We start from the raw sequence: 11,412 nt of genomic DNA, 5'->3' as shown, positions 1-11,412 counted from the left end.
CTTTAAGCCATCTTAAATGACTCTGAGGTGTCTGTTAAACCCATAGCGATTCAATAGCCGTCATAAAGTCTGTTCTCTCAGGTGGCAAGAAAGGTGTCAGACTAACTATTCGTAATGCAGCAGGGAAAACTATTGGCTACGGCTTCAAACGAGGAGACAGCCAGCGGATTGCCATGACAAATGTGAGAGTGGTCATTGAATTTCAAAAATTTAACGGCAAACCCTATTACATTCTCACCGCGTTCCCGTCTCTTTAAGGTGCAAAATGCAAAATTTCCATTTTCTTGATCAACTGATTTTCGGTTATTTCAATCAGGACGCCGACATCATTAATGATGGTGAAAACACAGTTGAAGGCATAGTCAGGCTCTTCAAAAAAACAGCCCCAGATTGGATGCTCAAAGATCTCGTCGAAGAAGTCGATGATTTTATCTCCGCCTATGATGATGGCGTAGAGGAGGAGTTCAAGCGACGCTATGAGTTTGATTTCTCACCTGAGCTTTGGGATACCACCGCACGCGAATTCCTAAAAACAGTACGTCAAATCTCACTATAGGATTGAGAGGTATGGTGATACTGAACCTGGCCCCTACTCATAATGCCATGCGGCTGGCTTTTCTTCTGTTATGCCCCATGTTCTTAATGCGTGAGTCCCCTGAAATGCGGTATAAAGCCGCATGAAAATTCCAAACCGAATCCAACCGCTGGTCGATGACGGCCTGATTGATAACGTGCTTCAGCGCTTGAAAAGCGGCAAAGAAGCTGACGTTTACACTGTCATGTGCGGCGGCAAAGTCCAGTGCGCTAAAGTCTACAAAGAAGCTTCTCAGCGTAGCTTTAAGCAGGCCGTGCAATATCAGGAGGGGCGCAAAGTTCGCAACTCCCGCAGTGCGCGTGCAATGCAAAAAGGCTCCAAATTCGGACGCAAGCAGCAAGAGGAAGTCTGGCATACTGCAGAAGTCGATGCGCTGTTCCGCCTGGCCAAAGCCGGCGTTCGCGTGCCTGAACCCTATATGTGCCTCGACGGTGTACTGTTGATGGAGCTGGTCACTGATGCAGATGGCGCAGTAGCACCACGTCTGAGCGATGTGATTTTGTCGCAAGAGGAAGCTCTGACTGATTTCGCCACCATGATTCGCAATATCGTACGCATGTTGTGTGCCGGCATTGTGCATGGCGATCTGTCAGAGTTTAACGTTTTGCAAGATGAGCATGGCCCAGTGATCATCGACCTGCCTCAAGCGGTGGATGCTTCAGCAAACAACCACGCCGAATCAATGTTTGAGCGCGATGTGAATAACATCACCGAATATTACGGTCAGTTTGCCCCGCAGATTTTAGAAACGCGTTATGCGAAGGAAATCTGGCAGCTGTTTGAAGATGGCAAGTTAACGCCTGAAACTGCTTTAACCGGCCTCTTTGTAGAAGAAGTTCATGATGTGGATATGGACTCCCTGCTGGATGAAATCATTTCTGCGGAAGATGAGTATTACGATCGCCAGCGAGCGGCTAAAGAGCGGGATGAAGAATAGTCAGCCAGCCTGATTCGCTGGCTTTAAGTTATAGTAAAACCACTCTTCAAATTTCACCTGCTAAACAGATACATGTGCAGCCCGTCACTCTCATTGCCAGGCTAAAAAGCTGTTTCTCATCTCATCAATGGCGCTGGGTGAAAGCAGCAGCACAGATTTAAGACTCACCTCAATACGTTCAATGATGGCTTCTCTCGGCCCTGAACGCCACGCCTCGCTGGCATAAAATGCTTCCAGAACATCGTGCATTTCCTCTTCATTTTCAAATGCTCGAAGAAGAAAATAGCTATCAGCATCATGGAGAGAACAACCGTAAGCGACGACATCAATTCCCTGCTCGACGTGCAGAGGAACACTGATATCTCGCATGATTCGATGGAAGGTTCTGCCTGTATCTGTTTTCAACCGATATTGCAGGATTTCAACAACTCTACTTTTCATCTCTCATCCTTAAGACATTTTTTTTGTGATTATGGCGGCACTAAAATTACCCTTTACCAGAAAAAGATACAGTGTCAGATCCACTAAAGCTGAGGCGACTCACAACTCTCATCGGCTTGCCTGAAGTGCCTTCAGGCTGAGCACATAGCAGCATGGCTTAAAATGCTCATTTCTCGCACCATCCAAACTCGATGATTCAATTAAGGTTATTCCTGGAGCCAATTCTGGCTGAGCGTGCCATTGTTAACTACGCTCATAACTCATAGAGCGATTGATGAGGGAATATTCATGAAAAAGACAATTATTGCTGTATCTGCCCTGCTGCTGGCTTCTTCGGCTTTTGCCGCTACCACACATGCAACTGACGACACCGTCGCGAACGCACAAGCGGGCGCAAACACCGCCAAAGAGAAGCTGCATCAGGCGCAGCATCAGGGCGAAGAGCAGAAGCTGAAAGCCAAGCATGCTGTTGAAGGTAAGAGCGACAGCACCAGCAGCAAAGTGAGCGAAGGCGCACAGAAAGGCTGGAACAAAACCAAAGAAGGCACTGAAAAAGGGTGGGATGCTACCAAAGAAGGTGCGACTAAAGGCTGGAACAAAACCAAAGAAGGTGCCAGCGATCTGAAGAAGAAAGTGACTGAATAAGTTCTTCTGACAGAATCCCGAAAGGCCGCGATTGCGGCCTTTTTTCGTTTTTGCCGCTTTGCGTCCGGCTCGATATCGACTTACACTTCGCTCAACACTCATTAACCATTTTTTCTTATGTCTGACACCTTCAAACGCCAGCCCTTGCCTTTACCCAACGGTCACAACAAAGTGCTGTTGCACTCCTGCTGCGCACCCTGCTCGGGTGAGGTGATGGAAGCGATGCTGGCTTCCGGAATCGATTACACCATCTTCTTTTACAACCCAAACATTCATCCGCTGAAAGAGTACGAGCTGCGCAAAGAAGAAAATATCCGCTTTGCTGAGCAGTTCGGTGTGCCTTTCGTGGATGCCGATTACGATAAAGATAACTGGTTTGATCGGGCACGCGGCATGGAGTGGGAACCGGAGCGTGGCGTACGCTGCACCATGTGTTTCGACATGCGCTTTGAACGTACTGCGCTGTATGCACATGAAAATGGCTTCCCGGTGATCACCAGTTCGCTGGGTATTTCGCGCTGGAAGGACATGAAGCAGATTAATGACTGCGGTGTGCGTGCAGCAGCGCACTATCCTGACATGCTGTATTGGGAGTTTAACTGGCGTAAAGGCGGCGGATCATCACGCATGATCGAGATCAGCAAGCGCGAGCGTTTCTATCAGCAGGAGTACTGCGGCTGCATCTACTCGCTACGCGACAGCAATCGCCATCGCGTGGCCAGCGGGCGCGAACGCATTGAAATTGGTGTGCAGTACTACCAGCCCGACGAATAAACAATTAGCCTGCTGGCATCGGTTAGCAGGCGCTTACTCTCACCAGGCTAATTGCCTGCCGCTGTAATCGACGTAATGATGTCCGCCCTGCCCGGCAAAACGGTTCAGTTGCGCCACTAATCCCTGAGCACTTTCCACCGCAGTAATATCCGCATCATCACCGCCCATATCGGTTTTCACCCAGCCCGGATGCAGTGACAGCAAGGTTGTGCCACGCGGATCCATTTGCTGAAGCAGCGTACGGCTCAGCATATTCAGCGCCACCTTACTGGCAGAGTAATACGGACGAATCGCCTCGGCATTCTCCGTCAGGCTGCCGAGACGAGATGTGGTGATACCAAGCACGCCCTGTTTTTCCGACAGCAAGGGTAGCAGGCCTTCAGCCATACGCACCGGTGCAACACTGTTGGTCATAAACAGTTGCATCAATTCATCATCGGGAGTGGCGATCAATTCCATTGAATCCGGGCCGAGAATCCCGGCATTGATCAGCGCGCGATCAAACTGCTCGCCTTTGAGCTGCTGAAGTAATTGCTCACGCTGTGTGGCAATAGTGATATCCAGCGGCAGCCAGCGCAGTTTTTCATGCTGATAGGAAACGGCAGTGCTGCGATAAGTGGCCGTGACGTCCCAGCCATCGGCCAGCAGTTGCTGCACCACCGCCAGTCCAATCCCCTTTGAAGCACCGATAATTAACGCGCGTTTTGTTTGGCTCATTTGTCCCTTCCCGCAGTTAAAAGGCAAAAAGGGCAGGATAACCTGCCCTTGGTTTGACTAACGAAACACCAACGTTAGCACAACAATCACCACCATCATGATTAGCAGATGGCACACCACCTTATTAAGATTCCGATTCCGCATAGCACCTCCATGGAGTTAGAACCACTGGCCGAAGCGTTTGATGTAGAGCATTTTCATGCCCTGTGCGACCACGCAGTAACCTAACAAGGTCGCGACCAGCCATGGGAAGTAAGCCCAGGGCAACGGGGTCAATCCCACCATGTGTCCCAACGGGGAGAATGGCAGCAGAATGCCTGCAATCATCACACACGCCGTAGTCAGCAGCACCGGCAGTGCAGCACGGCTCTGGATGAACGGAATTTTCTGGGTGCGCAGCATATGCACCACCAGCGTCTGCGACAGCAATCCTTCTACAAACCAACCGGACTGGAACAGTGACTGCATTTCCGGCGTGTTGGCGGCAAACACGTACCACATCACAGCAAAAGTCGTGATATCAAAGATTGATGATGTAGGCCCAATCCACAGCATAAAGCGTTTGATATTGCGCGCGTCCCATTTGCGCGGTTTGCGCAGGAATTCACGGTCCATTTTGTCCCATGGCAGCGCCAGCTGAGACAGGTCATACATCAGGTTCTGAATCAGCAAGTGAATCGCCAGCATTGGCAGGAACGGAATAAAGGCGCTCGCCACCAGCACAGAGAACACGTTGCCAAAGTTGGAACTGGCGGTCATGTTCAGATACTTGATGATGTTGCCGAAGGTTTCGCGTCCTTTCATCACCCCCTCTTCCAGCACCATCAGATCTTTTTCCAGCAGGATGATGTCAGAAGACTCTTTCGCGATGTCTGCTGCACTATCCACTGAAATCCCGACATCGGCATCACGCAGGGCTGGCGCATCATTAATCCCATCGCCGAGGAAACCGACGGTGTGTCCTTGCTGCTGCAATGCACGCAAGATGCGAGATTTCTGCAGCGGCGTCAGTTTGGCAAACACCGCGCTGTGCGCTGCCGCCTCTGCCAGTTGCTCGTCGCTCATCATCGCGATCTGATCGCCAGTCACGATATCGCCACTGTCGATACCGACTTGCTGGCAAATACGTGCGGTGACCACCGGGTTGTCGCCGGTCAGCACTTTGACGCTGACGCCGTTTTCACGCAGCGCGTTAATGGCTTTGGCGGCACTCTCTTTAGGTGGATCGAGGAAAGTGAGCAACCCTTCCACGGTTAACCCTTGTTCATCCGCCACACTCAATGCCTGCTGCAAGCCCGGCTCTTCCAGTACACGACTCGCCACCAGCAATACACGGAAACCTTGCTCGTTGTACTGGTGTGCCAGAGCTAACAATTCTGCACGGCGTTTTTCATCCAGCGGCTGAACCAGTTTTCCTTCACGCTCAGCCGTAGCGATGCTCAGCATCTCTTCTACCGCGCCTTTACAGATCAGCATCTGTTGATTCAGACGACGATCGCGCACCACAACAGAAACACGGCGACGCACAAAATCAAACGGCAACTCATCCACTTTGGCGTAATAGTCGCCCATGTCCGCCGTTACACGATCCTTGCCGTAGCGCAGAATCGCACGATCCATCAGATTCGGCGTGCTGCTCTGATAGTGGCTGTTGAGCCAGCTCAGCATCAGTACGCGAGAGTTTTCCACCCCGGCGCAATCCAGATGATGCTCAAGAATGATATTGTCCTGGGTCAGCGTGCCGGTTTTATCGGTACACAGGATGTCCATCGCGCCGAGGTTTTGAATCGCATTCAGCCGTTTCACAATCACTTTGCGGCGTGACATGGCAATCGCACCTTTCGCCAGATTCGAGCTGACAATCATCGGCAGCATTTCCGGCGTCAGACCGACCGCAACCGCCAGCGCAAACAACGACGCATCCAGCCAGTCGCCTTTGGTTAGCCCGTTAATCAGCAGCACCACCGGCACCATCACCAGCATGAAGCGGATCAGCAGCCAGCTGACGCTGTTCACACCGCGATCAAAAGCAGTTTGCGAGCGATTACCGACAATCGATTTCGCCAGGCTGCCAAAGTAGGTTTCGCCGCCGGTTGCCACTACCACCGCTTTGGCGCTGCCGCTGGAGACGTTGGTGCCCATCAGACACACGCTACCGAGTTCCAGCAGTGAAGCCCCGTGATCGCTCGCTCCCGCGCCTTTGCTGGTGACGTGGCCCGTGACGTCATATTTCTCAACGGGCAGTGATTCACCAGTCAGGATCGCCTGGCTGATAAACAGGTCACGCGAATCCAGCAAACGTACGTCGGCAGGCACCAGATCGCCAGCCGATAGATAGATAATGTCGCCGGGGACTAAAGTGGCAATATCCACTTCCTGTCTAGCCGGGGGCTGTTGGGCAGATTCCCGACGCAGTACGGTAGCGGTAGTGCGCACCATGGATTTCAACGCCTGCGCGGCTTTATTGGTGCGGAACTCCTGCCAGAAGCGCAGCAAACCGCTGAGCGTTACCATCGTCACAATGATGATGACACCGGTCAGGTCGGTCTCCTCGCCTTTACGTAATGGCAGCAGGTAGTCAGTGAAAAAACTCACCGCTGCCAGCGCCATTAATACGTAGATGAAGGGGTTATTGAATGCCTGGATCAGCTGAATCAGCGCGTGCGGCGCTTTATCATGCGCCACTTGATTGCGGCCATAGACTTCCAGACGCGCTTCGGCTTCGCGTTCGCTCAGGCCCAGCGCATCACTGCGCAGGCGAACGAGGGTTTCATCGGCGGTGAAACCGGCTTCATCTTCAATCAGATAGCGCGGCGTTTTCTGACGCTGCGGGCGGGCGTTGCTCCAGGATTTTTTTTCCTGGTTGAGTTTCATGTCAGTCATGATGACATTCCTCTTTTTTTACGGCAATAAAAGTCCCAGTGCATGAAGCACACAATTCGGGATAAATTAAATTAACGACGATGCGTTAGATGATTAAAAATAACCTATCGGGAATTTCCATATGACCTCCCGTAAATAAAAGACGAAGAAATTCGCTCGTTAAAATAACGAGAAATAGCGATGACGATGTCAATGATGCCGCTGAAAGCGATCTTCAGTCAGTCCAGATTTGCCAGGTAGCCTGAGCACGGACGTGCCAAAACGCGCTAAAACATCGGTTAATTATGCACGCTGAAAATCAGCGCGCGCATCGAGGTGGAGGAAAAAGTGCGTTTAAAATCATGTGCATGATGAAATCCCCACGGGCATCAACCCGCTACTGTCGTTTAAAGGGGAACAATCATCAGAGAGAAGAGAGGATTGCTGCCCGCCGTGTTGGCAAGCAGCGACAAAAGAATTCGCGCGTCAGCTTGCCTTGTGTTGCCATCTAAAAGGGTGACTGTCCAACTGAATTCTCCTGTTTGAAGTTGGCGCCATTATATTCCTGAAGACTTCGAAGTAAAGTTAATTATTTCCGTTCAGCAACGAGTTTAAATTCCGTTGTAATTTGGTTGATGAAAGGACAAAAATTAGCGAGTCTGTAGCACTGCGCGGCGCGATAACAATAACAGCATATTTAACAGGCTTATAACCAATCCGCCGCGCTTAGAACCGTAAGGCATATGCATAGCCATAAATTGACTATTCTTCATTACTGCGCTCTCGTAAACTCGCGTTACTTTTTTAAGGCAAGGAAACAACATGAAAAAAATCATTCCCTCACTGCTGGCTTTATCGCTGGTAGCCGCCTTCTCTGCTCAGGCCGCAACACCAAAAGATACGCTGGTGATTGCGCAGTCGACTGATGATGCTGATAGCTTTGATCCGGCACAGGGCTTTGAACTCACCACAGTGCAAGCATTCACTAACATCTATCAACGTCTGGTTCAGTCGGATCCGACCAATCCCACCGATCTGAAGCCAACGCTGGCCACCTCCTGGACGCCAGGCAGTGACAATCGCAGCCTGACCTTTGAACTGCGCAAAGGCGCGCAATTCGCCAGCGGTAATCCGCTGCGTCCGGAAGATGTGATCTTCTCGCTGGGTCGCGTGGTGAAACTTAACCTCGACCCTTCCTTTATTCTGACGCAGCTCGGCTGGAATAAAGACAATGTTGATACCTTCCTGAAGAAAGTCGATGACAATCACGTACAGATCAGCTGGAGCGCCAACGTCAGCCCGGCCTATGTGCTGAGCCTGCTGTCTGCACCGGTCTCTTCGATTGTGGATGAGAAAACTGCACAGGCGAATGCCAAAAACGGTGACTTCGGTCATGCCTGGTTAGGCACCAATTCAGCGGGTAGCGGCCCGTATCAGATTCGTAAAGTGGTGCTGCATGAAGTGGTACTGCTGACCGCCAACCCGACCTCACCGGCGGGCGCTCCGAAGCTGAAAAACATTCTGATCAAGAACGTGCCGGAACCTGCTGCGCGTCGTCTGCTGCTGGAACAGGGCGATGTGGATATTGCTCGTAACCTCGGCGCAGACCAAATTGCGGCGCTGAAAGGCAAAACGGGCGTGAAGACCGAAGCGATTCCGATGGCCTCGCTCTACTATATTCAGTTCAACGTCGGTGAGAATCCAGTGTTGAAGAACCCGGCACTGTGGGAAGCGGCGCGTTACCTGTTCGACTACAAAGGTATTGCTAACGACCTGCTGAAAGGCCAGTTCGAAGTACATCAAACCTTCCTGCCTAAAGGTTTCCTCGGTGCGTTGAATGACACGCCGTACACCTACGATCCGGAGAAAGCCAAAGCGATTCTCAAGAAAGCAGGTTTAACCAATGTCAGCTTTAAGCTCTCGACCAGCAATCAACCGCCATATCTGGATATTGCGCAGGCATTACAGGGCAGCTTTGCCAAAGGTGGCGTGAAAGTCGAAGTGCAGCCGGGCCTGAGTTCTGAAGTCTCTACTCGCGTGAAAGCGCATCAGTACGAAGCGACACTGAACGCATGGGGTGCGGATTACTTCGATCCGAATACCAATGCCGCCTCCTTTGCTTACAACCCTGAAGATGGCAGCAAAACCATTGCTTACCGTTCAGACTGGCATATTCCAGAGCTGAGTAAACAGACGCTGGCCGCCACCGCTGAAGCGGACAGCAACAAGCGTGTTGAACTGTACCAGGCGATGCAGCGCGAAGTGCTGAAGAACTCGCCATACGTGATCGGCTTGCAGGCGCGCAACCTGATTGCGCTGCGCGATAACCTGAAAGGCTATGTGCAGGGGATTAACCCAGACATGGTGTATTACTCGCAGGTTTCTAAGTAATGGCAGTGTCTGCTTCACAGGCCGGGTTCGCCTGGCCACTCTGGCAACGTTTTAGCCGTCTGGTCACCAGCCTGTTATCGCTGCTGGTGACGTTGATTGGTTTGTTAGCGTTCACTTTCATGCTGTCGCACCTGTCGCCGGTTGATCCGGTGCAGCAAATCGCCGGCGATCACGCCAGCGAAGCCACCTATGCACAGGTGCGCCACGATCTCGGCCTCGACCAGCCGGTGCTGGTACAGTTCTGGCGCTATATCAGCCATCTGGCGCAGGGCAATTTAGGGCTTTCACATCTGACCAATCAGCCTGTCAGCACGGATCTGATGCGCACCTTCCCCGCCACCATTGAACTCGCCACCTGTGCGATGATCTTTGCCGCCGTGTTTGGCATCACTTTAGCCTTGCTGGCCGCGTGGAAGCCGGGCAGCGTGATCGATAACGTAGCGCGCTTTATCTCGCTGCTCGGCTATTCCGTTCCGGTATTCTGGCTTGGTCTGCTGGGTCTGCTGCTGTTTTACGCGGTGTTGCATTGGTCTGCCGGGCCGGGACAGTCGGATGATATCTGGATCTACACGCTGGAGCCGAAAACCGGCTTTGTGCTGATTGATAGCTGGCTATCTGGCGATCCAGAGATGTTCCGCAATGCGATTGCCCATCTGTGGCTGCCGGTGATGATTCTTGGCTTACTGGCGATGGCCGGTATTACACGCTTATTGCGTGCCGCGCTGTTAGAAGAGAGCAGCAAAGAGTATGTGATTCTGGCGCGCGCCAAAGGCGCAGGGCGGACTCGCATCCTGCTGCGTCACATCTTCCCCAACGTGCTGGGGACGCTGATCACGGTCATCGCCCTCTCCTACGCCACCCTGCTGGAAGGTTCGGTGTTAACCGAAACGGTCTTCGCCTGGCCCGGTGTCGGACGCTACATGACCAACGCGCTGTTTTCCTCTGATACACCAGCGATTCTCGGCTCGACCCTGCTGATTGGCAGTTGCTTTATTCTGCTTAATGCCGTGGCCGATGCCCTCACCTGGTTAACCGATCCGAGAACACGATGACTCAACAACTCTCTGAACTGGAGACAGTTCGTCCGCGCCGCCGCCGTGCGCGCGTGACTTCACTGACCATCGGTCTGACGCTGGTGGTGATCGTGGTGGCAATGGCACTGTTCGCCCCACTGCTGGCACCGTTCGATCCCAACGCCCAGGTGATCGCCCAGCGTTTGCAGGCCCCTTCCGCGCTGCACTGGTTTGGCACCGATGGCTTTGGCCGTGATTTGCTGTCACGCGTGATTTATGGTGCACGTCCTACGTTGTTGCTGGTGTCACTGATTCTGGTACTGACCATTCCGGTGGGCCTGCTGGTCGGGATTACTGCCGGCTATGTGGGCGGCTGGACCGAACGCGTGTTGATGCGCATCACGGATATCTTCCTGTCGCTGCCGAATCTGGTGATCGCGCTGGCGCTGGTGGCCATGCTCGGTCCGGGATTGATGAACGGCGCACTGGCGCTGGCACTCACTAGTTGGCCACCGTTTGCCCGTCAGGCGCGTGCGGAAACCCTGGCACTGCGCCGCAGTGATTATCTGGCGGCTGCGCGCATGCAGGGTATTACCGGTTTGCGCTTAATGTTCGGCCATATTTTACCGCTGTGTTTGCCAACCGCCGTGGTGCGCGCGGCGCTGAGCCTCGGCGGCATCATTCTCTCCGCTGCGGGCTTGGGCTTCCTGGGCATGGGCGTGCAACCGCCAACCGCCGAATGGGGTTCGATGGTGGCGGAAGGCAGTAAAGTGATTTTCGACCAATGGTGGGTGGCTGCCGCCCCCGGCGGTGCGATTCTGTTCGCCAGTCTGGCGTTTAATCTGACAGGCGATGGCCTGCGCGACCGACTGGATACCCGTCATGCCAAATGATCTGTTAATTGATGTGCAGGGGCTGACCATCCGCAGCGAAGATACGCTGTTAGTGGATAATATCGCCTTTCAAATAGGCCGTGAGCGCGTGGCGCTGGTGGGTGAATCCGGTTCGGGCAAATCACTGACGGCCCGCTCGCTGAT

Annotated in this window: 11 protein-coding genes and 1 pseudogene; 9 read left to right on the top strand and 3 right to left on the bottom strand. The window is 52.8% G+C overall.

Going from position 1 to position 11,412, the window contains the following annotated elements:
- Window positions 1-53: 53 nt before the first annotated feature.
- The 3 genes from RT340_RS18185 to RT340_RS18175 all read left to right on the top strand — a co-directional run bounded on the left by RT340_RS18185 (window position 54) and on the right by RT340_RS18175 (window position 1,532).
- Window positions 54-257, top strand: coding sequence for an RNase A-like domain-containing protein (locus tag RT340_RS18185; protein WP_211729816.1), 204 nt, complete (start codon window positions 54-56; stop codon window positions 255-257).
- 8 nt (window positions 258-265) lie between these two features.
- Window positions 266-556 carry a contact-dependent growth inhibition system immunity protein gene (locus tag RT340_RS18180; RefSeq protein ID WP_211729815.1) on the top strand — a complete coding sequence of 97 codons (291 nt, stop codon included), beginning with the start codon at window positions 266-268 and terminating at the stop codon, window positions 554-556.
- Between the two features lie 121 nt (window positions 557-677).
- Window positions 678-1,532 (top strand): PA4780 family RIO1-like protein kinase, encoded by an 855-nt coding sequence (locus tag RT340_RS18175; protein WP_160834644.1) that lies wholly within the window; start codon window positions 678-680, stop codon window positions 1,530-1,532.
- 90 nt (window positions 1,533-1,622) lie between these two features.
- On the opposite strand, the gene RT340_RS18170 is transcribed toward RT340_RS18175, so the two are convergent.
- Window positions 1,623-1,973, bottom strand: a complete 351-nt coding sequence (locus tag RT340_RS18170) for an NIPSNAP family protein (protein WP_160834643.1) — start codon at window positions 1,971-1,973, stop codon at window positions 1,623-1,625.
- A gap of 288 nt (window positions 1,974-2,261) precedes the next feature.
- Here RT340_RS18170 and RT340_RS18165 point away from each other — a divergent pair, with 288 nt between their 5' ends.
- Entirely contained in the window at window positions 2,262-2,618 is a 357-nt protein-coding gene (locus RT340_RS18165; RefSeq protein WP_038645311.1) for a hypothetical protein, read from the top strand.
- Window positions 2,619-2,735: 117 nt separating this feature from the next.
- Complete coding sequence (locus tag RT340_RS18160; RefSeq protein WP_034825520.1) at window positions 2,736-3,392, top strand: epoxyqueuosine reductase QueH; 657 nt, start codon at window positions 2,736-2,738, stop codon at window positions 3,390-3,392.
- A gap of 39 nt (window positions 3,393-3,431) precedes the next feature.
- On the opposite strand, the gene RT340_RS18155 is transcribed toward RT340_RS18160, so the two are convergent.
- Both RT340_RS18155 and mgtA read right to left on the bottom strand, forming a co-directional pair.
- Complete coding sequence (locus tag RT340_RS18155; protein ID WP_097118685.1) at window positions 3,432-4,109, bottom strand: SDR family oxidoreductase; 678 nt, start codon at window positions 4,107-4,109, stop codon at window positions 3,432-3,434.
- A gap of 159 nt (window positions 4,110-4,268) precedes the next feature.
- A complete protein-coding gene (gene mgtA, locus RT340_RS18150; protein WP_313377429.1) occupies window positions 4,269-6,992 on the bottom strand; it encodes a magnesium-translocating P-type ATPase in 2,724 nt (907 codons plus the stop codon).
- A gap of 801 nt (window positions 6,993-7,793) precedes the next feature.
- Here mgtA and RT340_RS18145 point away from each other — a divergent pair.
- From RT340_RS18145 to RT340_RS18130, 4 genes and pseudogenes are all read left to right on the top strand, one after another.
- On the top strand, window positions 7,794-9,362 hold the full coding sequence (locus RT340_RS18145) for an ABC transporter substrate-binding protein (protein ID WP_166936198.1): 1,569 nt from the start codon (window positions 7,794-7,796) through the stop codon (window positions 9,360-9,362).
- Window positions 9,362-10,414 carry an ABC transporter permease gene (locus RT340_RS18140; RefSeq protein ID WP_313377428.1) on the top strand — a complete coding sequence of 351 codons (1,053 nt, stop codon included), beginning with the start codon at window positions 9,362-9,364 and terminating at the stop codon, window positions 10,412-10,414. Before RT340_RS18145 ends, RT340_RS18140 begins: the two co-directional genes overlap by 1 nt.
- Window positions 10,411-11,268 carry an ABC transporter permease gene (locus RT340_RS18135; RefSeq protein WP_034825506.1) on the top strand — a complete coding sequence of 286 codons (858 nt, stop codon included), beginning with the start codon at window positions 10,411-10,413 and terminating at the stop codon, window positions 11,266-11,268. Before RT340_RS18140 ends, RT340_RS18135 begins: the two co-directional genes overlap by 4 nt.
- A pseudogene (locus RT340_RS18130) lies at window positions 11,258-11,412 on the top strand (ABC transporter ATP-binding protein); the annotation flags it as partial. The gene RT340_RS18135 and the pseudogene RT340_RS18130, both read left to right, overlap by 11 nt.

Source organism: Pantoea sp. CTOTU50773, assembly GCF_032082325.1.
In the GTDB taxonomy this organism is placed as follows: domain Bacteria; phylum Pseudomonadota; class Gammaproteobacteria; order Enterobacterales; family Enterobacteriaceae; genus Pantoea; species Pantoea communis.
The sequence above is the reverse complement of the archived record's forward strand: the minus strand, read 5'-3'. Positions and strand labels throughout refer to the sequence as shown.

Bases quoted from the DNA above. Each gene is read 5' to 3' on its own strand.
- RT340_RS18155 (WP_097118685.1), bottom strand. From the start codon at position 4,109: ATGAGCCAAACAAAACGCGCGTTAATTATCGGTGCTTCAAAGGGGATT.
- RT340_RS18165 (WP_038645311.1), top strand. From the start codon at position 2,262: ATGAAAAAGACAATTATTGCTGTATCTGCCCTGCTGCTGGCTTCTTCG.
- RT340_RS18140 (WP_313377428.1), top strand. From the start codon at position 9,362: ATGGCAGTGTCTGCTTCACAGGCCGGGTTCGCCTGGCCACTCTGGCAA.
- RT340_RS18160 (WP_034825520.1), top strand. From the start codon at position 2,736: ATGTCTGACACCTTCAAACGCCAGCCCTTGCCTTTACCCAACGGTCAC.
- RT340_RS18180 (WP_211729815.1), top strand. From the start codon at position 266: ATGCAAAATTTCCATTTTCTTGATCAACTGATTTTCGGTTATTTCAAT.
- RT340_RS18135 (WP_034825506.1), top strand. From the start codon at position 10,411: ATGACTCAACAACTCTCTGAACTGGAGACAGTTCGTCCGCGCCGCCGC.
- RT340_RS18145 (WP_166936198.1), top strand. From the start codon at position 7,794: ATGAAAAAAATCATTCCCTCACTGCTGGCTTTATCGCTGGTAGCCGCC.
- RT340_RS18175 (WP_160834644.1), top strand. From the start codon at position 678: ATGAAAATTCCAAACCGAATCCAACCGCTGGTCGATGACGGCCTGATT.
- mgtA (WP_313377429.1), bottom strand. From the start codon at position 6,992: ATGACTGACATGAAACTCAACCAGGAAAAAAAATCCTGGAGCAACGCC.
- RT340_RS18170 (WP_160834643.1), bottom strand. From the start codon at position 1,973: ATGAAAAGTAGAGTTGTTGAAATCCTGCAATATCGGTTGAAAACAGAT.